Annotated in this window: 12 protein-coding genes; 5 read left to right on the top strand and 7 right to left on the bottom strand. The window is 67.2% G+C overall.

The window, feature by feature from the left end:
* Positions 1-403: 403 nt before the first annotated feature.
* A complete protein-coding gene (locus tag AC1Z3W_RS10415; RefSeq protein WP_483507549.1) occupies positions 404-2,605 on the bottom strand; it encodes a glycoside hydrolase family 3 C-terminal domain-containing protein in 2,202 nt (733 codons plus the stop codon).
* A gap of 498 nt (positions 2,606-3,103) precedes the next feature.
* A complete protein-coding gene (locus AC1Z3W_RS10410) occupies positions 3,104-4,363 on the bottom strand; it encodes an oligosaccharide flippase family protein (RefSeq protein ID WP_483507548.1) in 1,260 nt (419 codons plus the stop codon).
* Positions 4,364-4,903: 540 nt separating this feature from the next.
* On the opposite strand from AC1Z3W_RS10410, the gene AC1Z3W_RS10405 reads away from it, so the two are divergent.
* Positions 4,904-6,760: a serine aminopeptidase domain-containing protein gene (locus AC1Z3W_RS10405; RefSeq protein ID WP_057928327.1), complete on the top strand. Its 1,857-nt coding sequence runs from the start codon at positions 4,904-4,906 to the stop codon at positions 6,758-6,760.
* Between the two features lie 165 nt (positions 6,761-6,925).
* Here AC1Z3W_RS10405 and AC1Z3W_RS10400 read toward each other — a convergent pair whose 3' ends face one another.
* The gene (locus AC1Z3W_RS10400; RefSeq protein WP_483507547.1) at positions 6,926-7,345 is read right to left on the bottom strand and encodes a hypothetical protein; all 420 of its coding nucleotides are present in this window, start codon (positions 7,343-7,345) and stop codon (positions 6,926-6,928) included.
* A gap of 127 nt (positions 7,346-7,472) precedes the next feature.
* Between AC1Z3W_RS10400 and AC1Z3W_RS10395 the strand changes: the two genes are divergently transcribed.
* From AC1Z3W_RS10395 to AC1Z3W_RS10385, 3 genes are read left to right on the top strand one after another with little or no spacing between them, the layout of a single operon-like run.
* A complete protein-coding gene (locus tag AC1Z3W_RS10395) occupies positions 7,473-8,699 on the top strand; it encodes a polysaccharide biosynthesis/export family protein (protein WP_057928279.1) in 1,227 nt (408 codons plus the stop codon).
* A gap of 59 nt (positions 8,700-8,758) precedes the next feature.
* Positions 8,759-11,032 carry a polysaccharide biosynthesis tyrosine autokinase gene (locus AC1Z3W_RS10390; protein WP_124834202.1) on the top strand — a complete coding sequence of 758 codons (2,274 nt, stop codon included), beginning with the start codon at positions 8,759-8,761 and terminating at the stop codon, positions 11,030-11,032.
* On the top strand, positions 11,029-12,456 hold the full coding sequence (locus AC1Z3W_RS10385) for an oligosaccharide repeat unit polymerase (protein WP_260428297.1): 1,428 nt from the start codon (positions 11,029-11,031) through the stop codon (positions 12,454-12,456). Before AC1Z3W_RS10390 ends, AC1Z3W_RS10385 begins: the two co-directional genes overlap by 4 nt.
* A gap of 9 nt (positions 12,457-12,465) precedes the next feature.
* On the opposite strand, the gene AC1Z3W_RS10380 is transcribed toward AC1Z3W_RS10385, so the two are convergent.
* From AC1Z3W_RS10380 to AC1Z3W_RS10365, 4 genes are all read right to left on the bottom strand, one after another.
* On the bottom strand, positions 12,466-13,518 hold the full coding sequence (locus tag AC1Z3W_RS10380) for an acyltransferase family protein (protein WP_483507546.1): 1,053 nt from the start codon (positions 13,516-13,518) through the stop codon (positions 12,466-12,468).
* A gap of 134 nt (positions 13,519-13,652) precedes the next feature.
* Positions 13,653-14,732 (bottom strand): glycosyltransferase family 4 protein, encoded by a 1,080-nt coding sequence (locus AC1Z3W_RS10375; RefSeq protein WP_057928275.1) that lies wholly within the window; start codon positions 14,730-14,732, stop codon positions 13,653-13,655.
* A gap of 27 nt (positions 14,733-14,759) precedes the next feature.
* Positions 14,760-15,908 carry a glycosyltransferase gene (locus AC1Z3W_RS10370; RefSeq protein WP_124834200.1) on the bottom strand — a complete coding sequence of 383 codons (1,149 nt, stop codon included), beginning with the start codon at positions 15,906-15,908 and terminating at the stop codon, positions 14,760-14,762.
* A 459-nt stretch (positions 15,909-16,367) separates the two neighbouring features.
* On the bottom strand, positions 16,368-17,429 hold the full coding sequence (locus AC1Z3W_RS10365; protein WP_483507545.1) for a glycosyltransferase family 2 protein: 1,062 nt from the start codon (positions 17,427-17,429) through the stop codon (positions 16,368-16,370).
* A 414-nt stretch (positions 17,430-17,843) separates the two neighbouring features.
* Here AC1Z3W_RS10365 and AC1Z3W_RS10360 point away from each other — a divergent pair, with 414 nt between their 5' ends.
* Positions 17,844-19,133 carry a right-handed parallel beta-helix repeat-containing protein gene (locus tag AC1Z3W_RS10360; protein WP_483507544.1) on the top strand — a complete coding sequence of 430 codons (1,290 nt, stop codon included), beginning with the start codon at positions 17,844-17,846 and terminating at the stop codon, positions 19,131-19,133.
* Positions 19,134-19,154: the final 21 nt, after the last annotated feature.

Below are 19,154 nucleotides of genomic sequence, written 5' to 3'. Positions count from 1 at the left end.
CGAGTTGGCTGCGCGGGAGATCGCGCGCAATCGCGAGACGGCGGGCCGGGCGGGTGTCGTCGCAGCGGCCGTCGATGTCGATCCGGCGCGCTGGAGGCCGACGCGGGGCGCGTTTCGGAGCATGAGCCGGACGACGGCTGCGCCGGTACGGTGTATCAGGTGCCGCATCTCGCGCGGCCGTTGCTGGACACGCTGGAAGGGAGCGAATGACGATGCGGTTGCCCGCGGGCCTCGCGGTCGCTGCGCATCTGGCGGGTATGGCTGGTATGGCGGCGGGGATCGCCGCGCTGGCGACGCTGCCGGCGCTGTTGCTCCGGTAGGCGGCATGCGAGGCCGAGGAGAGCGGTTCGGGCATGGAAAACGGAAGCGCCGCACGCGGCGCCTCCGGTCACTTTATCGCCGCTCAGTTCCCCTGCAGCCGGATATCCCGCGACGACGCGCCGACATACACGGTCCCGCCCGGCACCATGCGCCAGCCATTGCGCGACGTATCCCACACGCTCTGCATCCGCGGCGACACGATCACGCGCACATGCCGCGCCTCGCCCGGGTTCAGCCGGATTTTCTCCCAGCCGACCAGCCGCTTCGGCGGTTCGTCCTTGTACGGCACGCCGAGATAGACCTGCGGTGTTTCCGCGCCGGCGACGCGGCCGTCATTGCGCACGGTAAACGCGACGCTGAGCGATCCGTCCTGTTGCCGCGACACCGACAGCCCCGAATACGCGAAGTGCGTGTACGACAGCCCGTAGCCGAATTCATACATCGGCTTGACGTTGCGTGCGTCGTACCAGCGATATCCCATGTTCAGCTTTTCGGCGTAGACAGGGTCGCTCTCGAACGCGCCGCTTTGCCCCCACGTCGGCGTGTCCTGGTCGCGCGCCGGGAACGTGACGGGCAGCTTGCCGGACGGATTGACCGCGCCGAACAGCACGTTCGCGATCGCCTTGCCGCCGCCTTCGCCCGGATACCACGCCTCGACGATCGCCGACACGTTGTCCTTCCACGGCATCAGCACCGGATTGCCGCTCTGGACGACGACGATCGTGTGCGGATTCGCGCGCGCGACCGCTTCGACGAGCGCGTCCTGGTTCGACGGATTTGCGAGGCTCAGGCTCTGCAGGTCGCCGAAATCCTCGCCGGCGGGCTGCGCGACCACGACGATCGCGACGTCCGAGCGCCCGGCGAGCGCCGCGGCCTGGTCGATTTCCTGCTGCGTGTACGCGCGGAACGGCGACTGCTGGTCGCTGTTGCCCGCGAACGTGACCTGCGCTGCCGGCGCGAGCGCGCGGATCGCCGCGACGATCGGCACGTCGACCTTGAGCCACGGATTGCGCCACCAGCTGCAGCCCGTCGACGACCCGAACGTCAGCCCGCCGCAGCCCGCGAACGAACCGGTGACCGGATCGCGCGTGTTGCCCGAGCCGCCGCCCGACAACACGGCGGCATCGGCGTGGCCGCCGATCACGGCGATGCGCGACAGCGCGGACGCCGCCAGCGGCAGCTGATTGCCGTCGTTCTTCAGCAGCACGATCGACTGCTCGGCGACGCCCTGCGCGAACCGGTTCGCGGCCGCGAAATCGATCGTGCCGCCACCCTTGGCCGGATCGTCCATCACGCCGACGCGGATCATCACGGCCAGCTTGCGGCGCACCATGTCGTCGAGGCGCACGGTCGACACCGAGCCGTTCGCGATCGCCTGCTTGACGGCGGCCGGCGTCAGGTAGACGGAGGGGCCGACGTCCTCTTCCTCGTCGAGCCCGGCGTTGATCGCGGCGGCGGTGCTGTGCGTCGCACCCCAGTCGGACTGCACCTGGCCCTGGAAGCCCCATTCGTTCTTCAGCACGTCGTTCAGCAGGTGGTTGTTCTCGCACGCATACGTGCCGTTCAGGCGGTTGTAGCTGCACATCACGCTGCCGGGCCGCCCGCGCTTCGCGGCGATTTCGAACGGCAGCAGGTAGAGTTCGCGCAGCGTGCGCTCGTCGATCTGCGTGTTGCCGCCCATCCGGCCATGCTCCTGTTCGTTGCCGGCATAGTGCTTGATGGTCGCGATAACCTTCTGCCGCTGCGTGGCAAGCGTGCGCTCGGCGAGCAGGTCGCCGGCGAGCAGCGGATCCTCGCCGAGATACTCGAACAGCCGGCCGCCGCGCGGCTCGCGTGCGAGGTTGGTGCCGCCGGCGAGACCCATGCCAAACCCTTGCGCGCGCAACTGGATCGCGACCGCCTTGCCGTAGTCGTACGACAGCCGGCGATCCCAGCTCGCGGCGACGGCGATCGTCGCCGGGAAGGTCGTGCTGGCCTGCGACGTACTGCCGGAGCCGGTCGCCGAGTCGACCATGTCGAGATCGGGAATGCCCAGGCGCGGCACGCCCTGAATGTAGCCGGCGCCACCGCCCGGCACTTTTGACATTTCGTATTGCGAATGAATGAACTGCAGTTTCTCGTCGAGCGTCATCTCGCGCACGAGGAGGTCGGCGCGCCGTTGCGAAGCGGACGACGCGAACGCGTCGGCGGCGTCGCCCCGTGAATCGAAATCGACATTGGCCGCATAGACGCTGGTGCAGAGGGTCGCGGCCAGCACGGCGGCCGGCCAGAGTTTGTCCCGCATGTTGCTCTCCATGATCGTATTGCCGGTTGTTCGGATGATGTCTGGAGCTGCGCACGTCCGATGGATTCGCATCGAACGCAGTCGGCTGGCGATGCAGGGTGGTTGCGCGTCGGCATGCCAGGCCAGGCGGGGAATCGTTACGGCCGGTTGGGCCCGATCGAACAACGCGGGAGGCGACGCGGACCGCCCGACACTGCCGAATCGGATGTAGCGATTCTCTGCAGCGACCAATCGTACGAATGTAGTTTGACTACAGCATCGGTGTTTCTACCGATACGTACGATCTTTTTTCGATGCAATTGCGTAGCACGGGAAAAAGGCGGTCATCGTTCCCGATCGAGCGTCTGCTGCGGAGTAAGAAGTACCTGAGTGAGGGCGTCAGGAAGAGAAAGAAGGCGCGAAGCGTGCATCCGCACGATGCGGTTCGTTGCGCGCACATCGAATGGCACATCGTCGGATTCCGGCTGCCCGAGCAAACCGGGCCGCACGGACGATACGCTAGCCGCGCCGCGCGACCGGGCTGCCGGGCAGCGGAATGCCGGCGCGATAGACGACGGTCGCGAGCGCCGCGGCAACCGCGGCCTCGGCCGTCAGCACGGCGGCGGCGGCGCCCAGTTCCGCGAAGTACTTCGCGAGCACGGGCACCAGCACGATGTTCAGAATGCCCGATGACATCAGGATTCGCGTGAACGCAGACTTCATCCCGAGCGGCAGCATCGTCTGCACGCCGAACAGGTCGGTCATGCCGGCCATGAACGGGATGAATGCCATCCAGCGCAGCACCTGGACCGTCGGTTCGTACGAAGGACCGTACAGGATGCGCACGGCGAGCGGCGCGCCGAAGAAGATCGCGAGCGAGATGCCGAGCACCATCGCGACCTGCACGACGAACAGCTTGCGCAGGAACGAGAACGCGTCGTTGCGCGCATGCCGCATCAGGTAGTTGATGCGCGGATAGGTGGCGGCCTTCAGCGGCTGCAGCATGCTGAGCGCCGCGCGGATCAGCTTGTCGCCTGCAGCGAAGTAGCCGGCCGCGACGTTGCCCGACACGAAGCCGAGCAGCACGGTGTTGGTCGATGCATAGAACGCGATCGACGTCGATGCGAGGAACACCTGCCAGCCGCCTTTCAGCGATTCGGCGATGTCGGTGAAGCCCACGCGAACGAAGTCGATCTCGCGGTGGAGATACAGGTAGGCGGCCAGTGCGATCGCGGACAGCGTCGGGACGGCGGCGTTGACGATCATCGCGCGGTCGATGTCCGCCGGGTTGTGCACGAGCGCGAACATCGCGGGCAGGCTCAGGATGCGGCCGATGAACAGGATCACGCTCAACGCGCGCAGCTTCTCCATGCCCTGGAAATACCAGCCTGGCGTGAACGCCACGCCGGCCACCATCCCGAAGCCGATCAGCAGCAGGTCGCGGTCCTCGCCGAAGCGCTCGACCAGGAAGGTCAGCGCGACCAGCACGACGAAGCAGATCACCGCGATGCCGATCTGCGCGTATAGCGTCGCCCAGAAGATGCGAGAGCGTTCGGCGCGGTTGTCGCGGGCGAGCGCGATGCGCGGCGTGGCGGTCAGGTCGAAGCTGTAGCTCGTGCAGTTGGTCAGATACGCGATGACGGCAAGCGAGAACGCGAGCTGCCCGTAGCCTTCCGGGCCCAGTGCGTGCGTCAGCAGCGGTGCGATCAGCAGTGGCACCGCGTACATCGAGATCTGCAACGTCAGCAGCAGCAGGAAGTTCTTCTTGAGGTTTGACATTCGCTCGGTCGGCGCCGTGGGTGTCGCATGGCGGTGTAGTGCGGGCCGCCGTGCACTCGCGCGGCCGGTCGGCGCTGACCCGGCTGCATCGGTTTGCGGTCCGTTCCGGCGGGCGCCGGTTGCGTCCGGCGATGCCGGACACGGCCACATCGTATAGCGGCAATGATACGGGCCGCGCGAGACGACTGTGTTCGCGAGCCTACCGTTCGCGGATTCCGTGCGCGCATCGTTGTATCGACGCAGTGGCGAATGCATTTGTAAGCTGGCGCACCGAAGGGCACTCGGGCCGGGTGCTCTAATCGAGCGCACTGTTTTGGTTGAGGGCGGACAGGGCCTGGCGATGACTCGGGCCGGGAACCGCCGTCCCGGGCACCGGGGGCAGGACGACGCATGACGAAGGGCGAACGGGTCGCGCAGGGGCGCGGCGGTAGTCCGTAGCCGGGAAGCCGTAGTCGCATGATCGTGGAATGGTCGATTCCGGTGGCGCCGCCGGAACGCGTGTCCGCATTCGATAACAAAGACCGATCCGAGGAGTACCGATTGAAGCCGATAACGTTCGGCAGCTGCGTGGGGTGGCTGCACGAAGGACAGACGACACAAGGCGTGATCCTGTGCGAATCGCTGGGGCACGAGGCTTCGTGGACGCACAAGCTGATGCGGGCGATCGCGGAGCGGCTGGCCCGCGACGGCGTCACCGTATTGCGATTCAACTATCCGTGCACCGGTGACTCGGCGGGCGACGATCGCGACGCCGATCGGCATGCCGCGTGCATCGGCAGCATTCACGACGCGATCGACCTGTTGCGCGACCAGGCCGGCGTGACCGCGCTGACGCTCGTCGGGATTCGCGCGGGCGCGCTGTTCGCGATGCTGGCCGCCGCGGGCATGGGCCCGCGCCCGTCGCCGCGCGTCGATGCGCTGGTGGCGCTTGCACCGGTCGTGCGTGGCCGCGCCTTCCTGCGCGAGCTGTCGTTCGTGCAGCGCCAGTGGCTCGACATCACATCGCCGGCCATCCGCGCCGCGCATCGCGACGAACCGTGCATGAACGTGCTCGGACACCGCTTTCCCGTCGATTTCGTCAATGCGCTGAAGGCGGTCGATCTATGCGACGTCGTGCGCGATGCGCCGACGTTGCCCGGCGCGATGCTGCTGATCCAGCCCGATCAGGGCGACGGGCCGGCATTGCGCGACGCGTTGCTCGCACGCGGCGTGCATGTGGCGAGCGATCCGTTCCGCGAATGGGCGACGACGATGCTGGACGGTACGCGCTCGCGCCTGCCGCTCGCGGCGATCGACACGCTCGCGAACTGGATTGCCGAACGCGCACCGCGTACGCCGTCCGGCGCCGATACCGGGTCGCGAGCGGACCCGACATGGAATGGCGAATCGGCCGTCGCGCTCGACATGAACGACATGACCGAGCAGGTCGTCGCGGTCGGACCGGACCGGCTGGTCGGCGTGCTGTGCCGTCCCGCCGATACGCGACCGGCGAATCCGGTCGGCCCGGCGGTCGTGATCGCGAACACGTCGACGAATCCGCGCAGCGGCGAAGGGCGCTTCAGCGTGCGGCTTGCCCGCACGCTGGCGCGTGCCGGCGTGACGACGCTGCGGATCGACGTGCATGGCGTCGGCGATAGCGGGCCCGCCGCGCTCGACGACCAGTCGGGCATCGTGTATTCGACGCAGTCGAGCGACGACGTGGCCGCTGCCGCGGACTGGCTGCGCGCGCTCGGTCATCCGGAGGTGGTCGCTGCCGGCATTTGTTCGGGCGCCTACGCGGCGTTGCATGCGGCCGTGAAGACATCGTCGCTCGGCGGCGTGATCGCGGTCAATCTCGCGCGCTTCGTGTGGCCGGCCGGGCTCACGCTCGATGCGGTACAGAAGCAGCGGAACAACTCGGTGCGCGGCTACTGGCTGTCGGTGCGCGACTGGCAGAAGTGGAAACGCCTCGTGCGGGAGCGGCGCGACCTGCGTCCGATTGCCCGGGCGGTGGCCGCGAATGCGATCGCGCGGGTCAGCGTGCCGGCGAAGGAGCTCGCAGTGCGGGTCGGCTGGAAGCCGCGCAGCGGCACGCCCCGCGGCGTGATGCATGAACTTGCGCAGCGCAACGTCTGGACGACGCTGGTGTATGGCGCGCTCGATCCCGGCATCGACGATGTCCGGCGTCACTTCGGCGCAATCGAGCACGCGTTCCGGCGCTCGCGTCACGTGCGCCTGCACCTCGAGCCGCAGGTCGACCACGCGGTGTACGGCGCGGTGGGCACGGACATCGTGATCGACCTGTGCATGCAGGCGCTGGGGCGCGACTCCGCATGGCCGGTCGCGCGCATCGCCGATCCGGCCACGCCGGATGCGGCCGCGCGATCGTACGCGAACGTGTCGGTCGGCCGGTCGTGATGATGCGTGCCGCGTCGCACACGTCGGCGCGTCGGGGGGGCGAATCCCGTTTCCTGTGAAGATCGGCGTTCGGTGGGGTCGCTCACAGACGCGCCGTTCGCCGTGGTGTCCAATCCCGTATCGGCACGCGCACGGCCACGCCGTGGCGTGATCGATCGGGATGCGTCAGTGGGGATTGCCCGGCCGTGCATAGGGCGGCTTTGCATAGGGTGACGTGTACAGCGTGCCGGTCTGCCAGACGTTTTCCGTGGCGGTATCAACCACTTTCGGGCGGCGCGGCCGTATCGGCACGAGCGGTCGGCGCAGCGCGCCGCGGGCGCGCGATTCGGGCGCTGCGGCGGTGCTCGCAGCGGGAAGCGCAGTGGCAGGTGCCGCGACTTCGGACGCAGCGGCAGCAGGCTCCGCGGTCGCGCTGACCATTGCGGTTTGCGCGGAATGCTGGAGCGGCACCGGCGCGAGCAGCATGGGCGATACGGCGACCGGCGCGTCGGCCGACGTGGCGGGCAAAGTCTGCGCGCCGGCGGCACAGGCAACGCTGGCCATGACGATGCAGACGAGTGACGAAAGCGACGAAGAGCAGTTCATGACGAATCGTACGGAGTGACGTGAGGTGAAGAGGGAGGCGCGGCACCGCCAGGCGAGCCGCGCCGGCAAGCGTAATGCCGGAACTCGCCGCGTTCGGCGGGTTACCGCACAGTTTTGGAAGGGCACGATGTCAATCACCACGCAACCGGAATCGACGCTCGGGACGCCGCGGCCACGCACGGCAGGCATCCGGCACGCACCGTGGCTGTCGCGCATCGCGATCGTGGCAGCCGCGTGCGCACTGAGCGCATGTGCGCTGTCGCCAGGCATGACTTACCGGGCGCCTGCCGAGCGCGACGCGAATGCGCGCGTGAGCGCCGACGCATCGGGCTCGGGCGGCCTCGACGGCGTGCAGAACGTATCGCGCGAGGACCTGATCGAGATCACGCCGGCGTTCGTCGCACAGCAGCATGCGGGCCAGCGACCCAATGTCGATGCGGAAATCCACCAGTTGTTCGGCAAGCCGCAGCCATACGCGATCGGCCCCGGCGATGTGCTCGGCATCGTCGTCTGGGACCACCCCGAACTGAACCTGCCGACGCCGCAGACGGCGGGCGGCGGCGACGGCGTCGGTGCCAGCTCGGTCGCGACGGGCTACACGGTCGACGCAAACGGCAACGTGCAGTTTGCGTATGCGGGCCTCGTGCATGTCGCCGGGCTGACCGAGGCGCAGGCGCGTGCGCTGCTGACGAAGCGGCTCGGCGAATACGTGCGCAAGCCGCAGATCGCGCTGCGCGTGCAGACCTATCGCAGCAAGCGCGTGTATCTCGACGGCGAAGTGCGCACGCCGGGGCTGCAGATCGTCAACGACATGCCGATGACGCTGCCGGAGGCGATCGACCGCGCGGGCGGCTTCACCCCGACGGCCGACCGCTCGCAGGTATCGGTGACGCGCGGCGACAGGACCGTGAACGTCAGCCTGCCCGCGCTGATCGCCGCGGGCGTGAACCCGTCGAACATCCTGCTGCGCGACGGCGATCTCGTGCGCGTGCGCGCGGCGAGCGACGCGAAGGTGTTCGTGCTCGGCGAGGTGTCGCGGCCCGCGACGCTGACGCTGACCGACGGCCGGATGAGCCTCGGCGAAGCACTCGGCGACACGGGCGGCGTGAGCCAGTACACGTCGGACGCGCGCCAGGTGTTCGTCGTGCGCCGCGGCCCGGACAACCGCCCGCGGGTATATCACCTCGACGGCAGCTCGCCGGCGTCGTTCGCGCTGGCCGACCAGTTTCCGCTCGAGCGCCGCGATGTCGTGTTCGTCGATGCGTCGTCGCTGGTGCGCTGGAGCCGCGTCGTCAATCTGCTGATTCCGTCGTCCGCGCAGGGTGCGCTGACGGCAAAGGCCATCTCGCCGTGACGCTCGTGGCGGATTTCGTGACCGCGACCGCGCGTCGCGCCATACGGGACTGATGTTGTATGACTTCTTCGACCCTGCCTGACCCGCACAGCGGGCCCGCCCTGCGGCCGTCCTATCCGGTGCGCCGCTACTGGGGCATCCTGTACGGCGGCCGGCGCCTGATCCTTTGCACGACGCTCGCGGGCGCGCTCGCCGGCGCCGTGTATGCGCTGTGCGCGGCCCCCGTCTACCGGACCGACATCCTGTTCCAGGTCGAGCAAAGCCCGACCGATTCGAAACCGACGTCGCCGCCCGGCGATCCGTCGTCGGTGTTCGACCTGAAGACCGACGCGTCGACCGAGATCGAGGTGCTGAAATCCCGCGCGGTGCTCGACCGCGCGATCGACAGCACCAATCTGGCGGTCGACGCGCGGCCGCATTACCTGCCGCTGATCGGCTGGCGGCTCGTGAACGCGGCAGACGGATTGTCGTCGCCGTTGCCGGGCGGCTATGTGTACGGCACCGAGCGCGTCGACGTGCCGACCTTCGACGTGCCGAAGCGCCTGCTCGGCAAGCGGTTCGCGCTGAGCGTCGGCGACGACGGTGCTTACACGTTGCAGCGTACGGGCTGGTTCGGCCGGACGGGGCCGGCATGGCAGGGCCGCATCGGGCAGCCGCTGCATGTCGAGACGCCGCAGGGGCCGCTCGACCTATTCGTGCGCGACGTGGCCGGCAAGCCCGGCGCTCGCTTCGACCTGACGCGCTATAGCGACGAAGAAGCGACAACCTGGCTGCAGAAGAACGCGCTGATCTCGGAGCGCGGCAAGCAGTCGAACATGATCGGCGTGACGCTCGATGGCATCGATCCCGTGCACGACAGCCGCGTGCTGAATGCGATCGGCGACGCATACCTGGCACAGAACACGCAGCGCAAGTCCGAGGCGGCCGACAAGCTGATCCGCTTCATGGATACCCAGCTGCCGCAGCTGAAGGCGCAACTGGAAGCGGCGGAAAACCGCTTCAACGCATTTCGTGCGTCACACGGCACGGTCAATACGAGCGACGAAGCGCTGGCGTTGCGCCAGCAGTCGGTCGACATCGAGACGCGCGTGCAGACGCTGCAGCAGCAGCGCGAGGAATTGCTGACGCGCTTCATGCCGAAGCATCCGGCGGTGGTGGCCGTCGATGCGCAGCTGGCCGACGCGCAGCGTTCGCTCGACACGACACGCAAGCAGATCCAGCAGTTGCCGACCGTCGAGCAGGGTGTGCTGCAACTGCAGCGCGACGTGACCGTCGATACCGCGCTGTACACGAACCTGCTCAATACGCGCCAGCAGATGATCCTCGCGCGGGCCAGCAAGACCGGCACCGTGCGGATCGTCGATACGGCGAAGGTCGCGGAGCAGCCGGTCGGGCCGCATCGCGGGGTCGCCGTGATCGGCCTGCTGATGGTGGGCCTGCTCGCGGGCGCGGCGACCGTGATCGTCCGGCAGCGTGTCGTCGGCACGATCGGCGACGCCGAGGAAATCGAATGGACGACGGGGCTCCCCGTGTTCGCGACGGTGCCGCACAGTCCGGCCGCGGCGCAAGCGGAATTGCACTCGAAGGCCGGACGGCGCGACACGCGCGCGCCGATGCAGCCGGCTGCCGCGCAGGACGCGGCGCTCGAAAGCCTGCGCAGTTTCCGCGTGGCACTGCAACTGTCGATGCCGGACGCGTCGAATTCCGTCGTGCTGATCTCGGGGCCGACGACGGGCGTCGGCAAGTCGTTCGTCGCCGCGAATATCGCGTCGCTGGTGGCGGCGGCGAGGCGGCGCGTCCTGCTGATCGATGCCGACCTGCGCAAGGGTTCGCTGCACGAGCGGTTCCGCTACAGCCGGGCGCCGGGCCTGTCGGACGTGGTGGCAGGCACCCACACGCTCGACGAGTCGATCAAGCGCGGCGTCGTGCCGGGCCTCGATTTCATCGCGATGGGCAGCGTCGTGCCGGATCCGGGCGAACTGCTGCTGCAGCCCGCGCTCGCCGAACTGATCGAGCAGGCCGGGTCGCGCTACGACATGGTCGTGATCGATGGCCCGCCGTTGCTGCCGGTGGCCGACGCGCTGGTGCTCGGCCGCCTCGCGGGAACCGTGTTCCTCGTCGCGCGCAGCGGCGTGACGACGCTGACCGAGCTCGAAGAAAGCGCGCGACGGCTCGAACACGCGCATGTCGACGTGCGCGGGGTGGTCCTGAACGACTGCACGGGGGCGCCCGGACGGTACGACTACGGCTATACGGATGCGAACACGCATCAGGCCGCGTCCGGATATACGGGGGTGATGGCACAGCGGCAACGGGTGGAAAGGGTGTCATGAACCGGCGAGCGGGCGGGGCGTGGGCCGGGCTGAGACACGGCTCGGCGACGATGCGCGGGGCGGCGCGCGTGCGCGGCGCCGCCGGCGGTTATACGGGCTACTGGTGGGAAGATCCGGCACGTCTCGTGCTGATGTTCATCCTGCCGCTGTACGGCTTGCTGTCGCTCAGCCTGCTGGGCGACCAGAAGTCGATTGCGCGGATCTATTTCGACGGCTTCTATGCGTTCGTCGGCGCGCTGTTCCTGATGGTCGTGATGGCGGCGGCATGGCTCGCGACGACCGAAGCACGGACGCGGGGGGGCCCTCCGGCGCCTCCCGTCGAGGTGCCAGCGCGCGTGCTCGATGTCCTGTTCCTGCTCGCGCTGTTCGGCAATCTCGTGATGATGAGCGGGATCATCGCGCATCCTGCGCTGCTGCTCGAATTCCTGCATGGCCAGGCCACCGCGTACGACATGCTCCAGCAGATCGGTCGCGTTACCGGGTTGAGTTCGTTCACGCAGGCCACGGCGCCGTTCGTCGCGCTGTATTTCTACGTGTTCAGGACGCCGGTGAAAGGCCTGAACCGCTACAAGATCTACATGGCCGTGCTCGCGGTGCTGACGCTGCTGCGCAGCTTCCTTTTCGCGGAGCGGCTCGCGTTGATCGAGATGACGATGCCGCTCGCGCTGATGGTCGTGCGGTTCCGGCTGCGCGGCCGGTATGCGCGGCTGCTGACGTTCGGGCCGTACGCGGCGATTCCGCTGCTGTTCGCGCTGTTCATCGCGAACGAGTACAACCGGTCGTGGGAAGCCTATTACGTCAACATCTACGACAACATCTTCGACTTCGCACTCGAACGGCTTGGCCTCTACTATTCGACGTCGCTGAACAACGGCGCGGGGATGCTCGCCGTGCTCGGCTGGGGCCAGGGCCATCCGATGTTCACGTTCGACTGGCTGATGCGCTTTCCGGTGATCGGCACGACATTTCAGCCTTGGCTCGACTCAAGCGACAGCTTCAACCTGTTCCTGAACAGCTACGCAGACCCGGAATTCAACAATCCGTCGGGCATCTTCGTCCATTTCTACGAGTGGGGCTGGTTCGGGTTGCTCGACGCGGCCGTGCTGGGCTGGGTGCTTGGCCGCAGCTATGCGGGCTGGCGCAGCGGCAATGGAGTCTGGTGCTGCGCACACGCGGTGCTTTTCGTGTCGATGATGGAAATCATGCGTACACCGAACCTGTTCAGCGGACGCAACTTCCTGCCGATCGTGCTGCCGATCATCGTGTTCAACTGGTTCACGAAGCGGCCGGCAGGCAGTGCGCAGTCCGACGTGCATGTCGCGCATGCCGCATCCGGCAGCCGCTCGCGGCCCGCGGGAACGAACGGGCGGGAAGGCCGGACAACCGTATTGCCGCCCGCCGGACGCTCGTCCGACATCCACTGACCGTGATGCTCACGCGGTGCGCGTGCGCACCGCCGTGTCGCGTCCGGGCCAGGACGGGAAGCCGGCAACACGTGCGAGCCCCGTCCTCAGGGCCACCCGGTAGGCGACCATCGGGATCGCGACGCCGGCCAGCGTGCCGAGCGCGAGGTGTATCGCGACACTGGTGATCCCGGCGCGCATCAGCACGATACGTACGGCAGCCATCGCGAAGATGTGGGTCAGGTAGATCGGCATCGACGCGCAGCCGATCGCGGCCAGCCATGCCGCGCGTGCCGGACGTGACGCATGCCGGTGTGCGAGTTGCAACGCCAGCGCGATGCCCGCGAAGGCGGCGGGAAGCGCCCAGACGCTCGTCGCACTACCGAAGCGGTGAGCGAATACGACCGCCGCGACGAACGCCGTCGCCGTTGCGGCGCATGCGGCGGGTCCGCTGTTGCGCTCGAGCCAGCCGGGCAATGCGTGCGACGCTAGGACGCCCGCGACGAAGAACGGCCCGTTCATCAGCGTGATCGACAGGATGCCCCATTGGGTTGCCGCGCCGAGCATCAGGCCGAGCACCGCGCATGCGGCGAGCCGGCCGCGGGCGCGCGTCGGCATGGGAATACGCGTGACCTCGGGCACCGCCGTCGCGAATGCGTGGATGCCGATCATGCAGAGCATCAGCGCATACAGGAACCAGAACTGCGCGAACGGTCGCCATCCGATTGCGAGCAAATCATTCAGCGTAAACGGATGATTGGTGCCGTGAGAGGCCATTGCGATCTGCACGGCACCCTGCGCGATCGACCAGACCAGGTACGGATACACGATCGTCCTGACCTTGGACCACAGGAATCCGCGTGGCGCGCGGCGCAGCGAACCGCAGACGTGCAGGCCGGACAGGAAGAAGAACAACGGCATGTGGAACGTATAGATCGCGTAGTCGTTCCATGCGAGGACGGTATCGGCCACGCCGGGCGGCACGAGGTCCGCGGAAACGACGCCGCGCAGGACGTGTCCGTATACGACAAGAATGATTCCCGCACCGCGGGCGACATCGAGGCTGATTTCGCGTGCTGTCATGACGAAGGGGCGGCCGGCCCGTGAGGATCCGCACCGCGCAGATAACGGAGAGTCGTTCCACTCTATGGAGGCACGACGCTCGAGACAGTGCGGTGGGGGACAGTCGGTCTCGTCGTGCAGTACGACGGAATGCGCTACAACGTCTCGAATATCGCCTTCATCATCTCGGCGCTTCGGCTCCAGCGATATTGCTCCGCGTGCGCGCTTCCCTTGCGTTTGAGCTCGGCCCTGAGCTCGGCGGAATCGAGCAGGCTCCGCAGCTTCTGCGCGATGTCGTCCTGCGAATACGGATCGCAGTACAACGCCGCATCGGCACAGACTTCCGGCAGCGCCGCGGATTGTCCGACGACAGCTGGGCAGCCGTAGCGCATTGCTTCGAGGGGCGGTATGCCGAAGCCTTCGTAAATCGACGGGTAGAGGAAGCATGCCGCGTGCTGATACAGCGCCTTCAGTTGTTCGTCGCTGATGTAGCCGACGTACTTGATGTTGGGTTCCGTCGCGCAGACGGCGTCGTGCTTGCCGAACACCGTGGTGTTCTGCATCCCGACGATGACGAGATCGACCGACGGATCGTCGATCTGCCGGAACGCGGCGATCAGCCGGCCGAAGTTCTTGGTCGGATTCATGCTGCTGACCGCAAGCACGAACCGGTCCGGCGTCAGCGCATGCTTGTCGAGCACGCTCGTGTCCGGTTCCAGGGCGTCGAGATGATCCGCACCGAGCGGCACGACGCTGATTTTCTCCGCCGAAACGCCGCAGTGATGGGCGAGGCGATCGCGCGAGAAGCGGGAGTTGGTCAGCACGCAGACCGAGGTTCGCGCCAGGATCCAGAACATGATCCGATACCACACCCGAAACGGTCGGGAGAAATGGGCGGGAGTGTCGAATACCGCCGCATCGTGCATGTAGATGATCTGGTTGCCGATGAAGATGGATGCGGAATTGCCGAGATTGACGATGCGGCCGCGGCGCGCGAACAGCGGGAGGACCAACTGCTCCCAGACCACGCCCTTGTAGAAGCCGACCTTGATCGTCTTCGCTCCGCTCACCGCGACGCCGGGTTGCGGAGGCACCAGCACGGTCACCGGGTCCTGCGGCTGAAACTTGATCAGTGCGGCGATCAGCTCGCGTGCGACGCGCTGCACGCCGGTCGTCTTCTGCGTCGTGAATCGGCCGTTGTAGACGAGTTGTTTCGGTTTCTTGAAAGCGATCATGTCAATGAAAGGATGTCGAAATCGGAATCAGGCCTCGACGTGATCCGCGGCGACCGGCTTGAAATCCCGCGTGTCGACACGCGGCTCGCTGGCGTCGAGTCCGTAAAGGGCGTGCCACTGCCGGAGGATCGCGTTCAGCGAAAACCGCTGAATCGCTCGTTTCCTGGCTGCCTCGCCCATCTGCTCGCGAAGCTGCCGGTCGTCGCGGAGCACGGTCAGATACGCGGCCATCTCTTCGGCGTTTGTCGCGACGTAGCCGGTCACGCCGTGGATCACCACGTCGCGATTGCCGACGACGTCCGTCACCACGGCCGGTATGCCGGCAACCTGCGCTTCGATCAGCGCGACCGGCATGCCTTCCCAACGGGAGGGCTGCACGTAGATGTCCAGTTCCGACGTGAGCGCCAGCGCCCGCGCACGGGTCACCCAGCCGCTGCAGACGACGGCTGGGCGCTGGCCGGGATCCGGGATCTCGGCCGCGTTCCCGCCGATCCACAGAAACTCGACATCGGCGCCGCGCAACTGGGCGGCGAGTCGCACGAATGCTTCGTGATTCTTCTGGAACGACGCCCGACCGCTCATCCCGATGACGACCCTGCGATCGCCACGCGTGCGACGCGTCGGGATCTCCGCCACATGGACGCCGTTTTCCACCAGTACCGCCGATTTCGGCCGGACCTGACTCCTGATCTCGCCGAGCTCGCTGCCCGAGCACGCGACGACGGTTCCGCCGATGCGCGCCGCGATACGTTCGAAGCTCAGATACGCGAACCGCTTCATGCGCGATACGTCGCAGCGCAGGAACGAGAGTCCGTGCGGCGAGTAGAGGACCGTCGCATTCGGGGCGGCGATCCGGGCGGCGAGCCGTCCCAGCACGCCGGCCTTCGACGAATGCAGATGAATCGCGGTCGGTTTGCAGTCGCGCAGGTTCCGAACCAGCGCGCGCAAGCTCCCCAGATCCCGTGTGACGCTGACCTCGCGCACCATGTCGACGTGGACGAGTTTCACATCGGGCCGGAACAGCGTTGAAAAATCGGTCGGGGTTTCCGGTCGGATCGAGTGCAGCACCGTGACGTCGACGCCGGTTGCCGCGGCATGGTTGGCGAGCTGGGTCAGCATCGACAGCACGCCGCCACCGAACGCTTCGGCGATATGAACGATCTTCTCTGTGGTCATCTTTGGGTCCAGCGATCCGATCCCGCCTGTCGTCTTCCATCGCGACGATGGTCAGCCGATGAATCGTTCGGTTGAGTCGTCCTGTTCATTGAGCTACGCATTCCTAATAAAAATGCATGCCAGTCGTGGCCAGTGAATCCTGCTGACGAGCCCGCGTATGCGAAGCGGACGAGGCGGCCGGTCGATTCGCGTCGATTCGATATCGGGTCGATGCTCCCGGACGGCGCCGAACACGATGCAGCGTGACGCATCGATGCCGCGTTCTACGTGCCGGTTCGATCCTTCTCGACGTCGGATGCCGGCGTTCGACTACGGCAACCGGAGGTGAGGCAATGGCGAAGTGCGGTCAGTGCGCGTGAATCCACTGGTCCGGATCATTGTGCAGCGCATGCCCGGTCCACTGGGTGCGATGGCTTACCGAAGAAGCGATTCGGTGCCGCAAGTCGCGACTCGACGACGCTATCGCGTACCGACACGCTGTCCGGACGACTTGCGCACGCGCGCGAGCGGATTGGAGAGATAGCGAATCGCGCGGTTGCTGAGCGTCGATGACGGCAGCAGGCACGCGAGCGACAGCCCGGCGACGGCCACTTTCTTCGCAGGGCGCCAGAACGGGTTGCGCAGCACGGTATGCCAGTAGCGTCCGGATTCGCACAGGAACCAGCGCCAGCGCCGCACGAGCGGCGCGTGATACAGCGTGCTGGCGAAACGGGCCTTTTCGATCGCGAAGTCGAGCGGCGCGCTCGGCAACGCTTCGTGCAGACGCGTGCGGGCGAGCATGCGCAGCGTCGACCATCGGCGTTCGGCTTTCAGCGCACCCGTCGCAGCGTCCTCCGAATTGGTGAGGGCAAGGGTGGGCGTGTCGGTGTCCGCGTCGCCGGCCGGGCATGGATTCGACTGCTGATGCACGCGATAGCCGCCGAGCGTGGCGTCGATCATGTGGACGGCGCCGAGCAATGCGATGCCGTAGATCGCATAGAAGTCGGCACCATGCCGGTTATCGGCCGTAACGGGCACCGGAAAGATGCGCTTGAGCGCGTCGACTCGATACGCATTGCCCGACGCGGGCGGCGACGGGTACAGCCAGCCCGCGCGCAACAGGCGGCCGCAATCGGTGTCGACGGCCGACTGCGGCACGCTCGCGCCGGTCATCGCACCGTCCCGCGCGATCACGTGGAGCCGGAAGTGAACCTTCACGAAGTCGCCGGCCGCGAACGCCGCCAGCACGCGGGCCGCGGCGTCGGCGTAGAGCAGGTCGTCCGCGTCGAGCAGGATCAGGTAGCGCGTCGCGACATGCTCGAGCGCACGGTTGTACGCGGCGACCTGACCGCGATTCTCCTGGAACACCGCCGTCACGCGCTCGCCATATGAGCAAATGATGTCGCGCGAATCGTCGGTGGAACCGTCGTCGACGACCAGCACGCGTACCCCGGGCGCGGTCTGCGCGAGCGCCGAATCGATCGCGTCGCGCAGGTATGCGCCGTGGTTGTAGTTGCAGATGGCGATGGTCAGGTCGGTCATGAACGGGTTCTGGACGAGCGAAGAGCGGACGCATCCGGATGCGCGGCGCGCCGCGTGTGTGGCCGCGACGCTGGATCGGGGGGGCCCGGTGTCTTGCGGCGACGCCGTCGCAAGGCCGCATCGTATGGTGGCCATGATACGCATCGCCGATCGTCGCTCGGTTCGCGAGCCTACCGTTCGGCGCTGCGCTGCGTGCAAGCGCGACGAATCGCCGGCTGGCACGTGGGATCGCACCGCTCAGGCAGGCTGCATCGGTCTGTTGACGCACCGACACCCGGCTGGACCGAATGGTCCAATCGAACGTATTGCGCCGTCCGCTTCGGCGATGGCGCAGGCGGGCAACTCGGCGGGCACGCTGCGATTCGGGTGCGCAGGCCGACGCGTGTGACGACATTTCAGGGAAAACGATTCGATATGCGTAGATCGCAATGCGTGTTCCGCGCGTGCGCGGTGATCGCCGGCATCTGCATGACCAGCGGGCCGGCGTGGCCGGACGGCGCCGCGGCAGCATCCGGCGCGCCTGCACCCGGCGCGCTTCATGCGAATGTGCCGGACGCGTACGTGCGTCCTGCCGCGGACACGGCGGATCAGGCAGACATGCTGCAACACACGCTGGATGCGTTGCAGCCGGGCCAGAGGCTGGTATTCGCACCGGGACGGTACGTGGTCGGCCGTTCGTTGATCGTGCGGCAGCCGAATGTGGTGTTGTCGGGCTACGGCGCGACGCTGATCGCAACAACCGCGGACGACCAGACGATCGAGATGCGCGGCGACGGTACGACGCTCGTCGGCTTCCGTCTTGCGGGCACCGGCACGACGCGCCTGACGACCCCGGCATCGACGAAGGTCGAGGTCACGGGGCGCGGTGTGCAGGTGCTCGACAACGTGATCGACGGCGGCGCCGGCGCGGGCATCTTCGTGTTCGGCGGCGCGGACGTCGCGATCGTCGGCAACGAGGTGCTGTCGACACTGGCGGACGGCATTCACATGACGCACGGCTCGCACGACGTGCTCGTCCAGGGCAACGTCGTGCGTGGCACGGGCGACGACATGATCGCCGTCGTGAGCTACCGGTCGGAGGGCGTGCTGACACGCAACGTGCTGATTACCGGCAACTCGCTGGAAGGCAATCCTTGGGGACGAGGCATCACGGTGGTCGGCGGCGCGGACGTCACCATTTCCAACAACATCGTGCGCAACGTGGCGGTCAGTTCCGGGATTCTCGTCGCGCAGGAGGACAGCAACGGGACCTATGGCGCGTCCGACATCCGCATCGAGAACAACGTGATCGCGGATATCCAGACCGCGACGAGCCGGACCGATTCGCGTCCGCTCACGCAGCAGGCAGCGATCGAGGTCAGCACGTGGTCGGGTTCGGTGGCCCGCGTGACCATAATCGGCAACCGCGTGTCGCATGCGCGATTCGACGGCATTCGCTTGTGGGGGAACGTGTCAGGCGTGCGGCTCGCGGATAACCGGTTGTCGGGTATCGGGGGCATGCCGGTGCGGGTCGGCCCCGGCAAGGATTGCGCGGATGGCGGGCCGTCGCGGCCATCGGCGACCCAGCCGCAAGGGGCGGCGTGCGCGGCGGCGTATCAGTCGACGGCGGCCGTGGCGGACGCGGCCGGCGCGAATCCGTCGTTGCTGCCGCGCGTACGCGAGGCCGTCAGGCAGGCGCGCTGGTCGCAGCGAGGCATCGACTGACACCGTGTCGGATGCGGATGA

This window comes from Burkholderia sp. 10_S31, from assembly GCF_056930375.1.
This window is presented reverse-complemented; position numbering and strand designations above follow the sequence as displayed.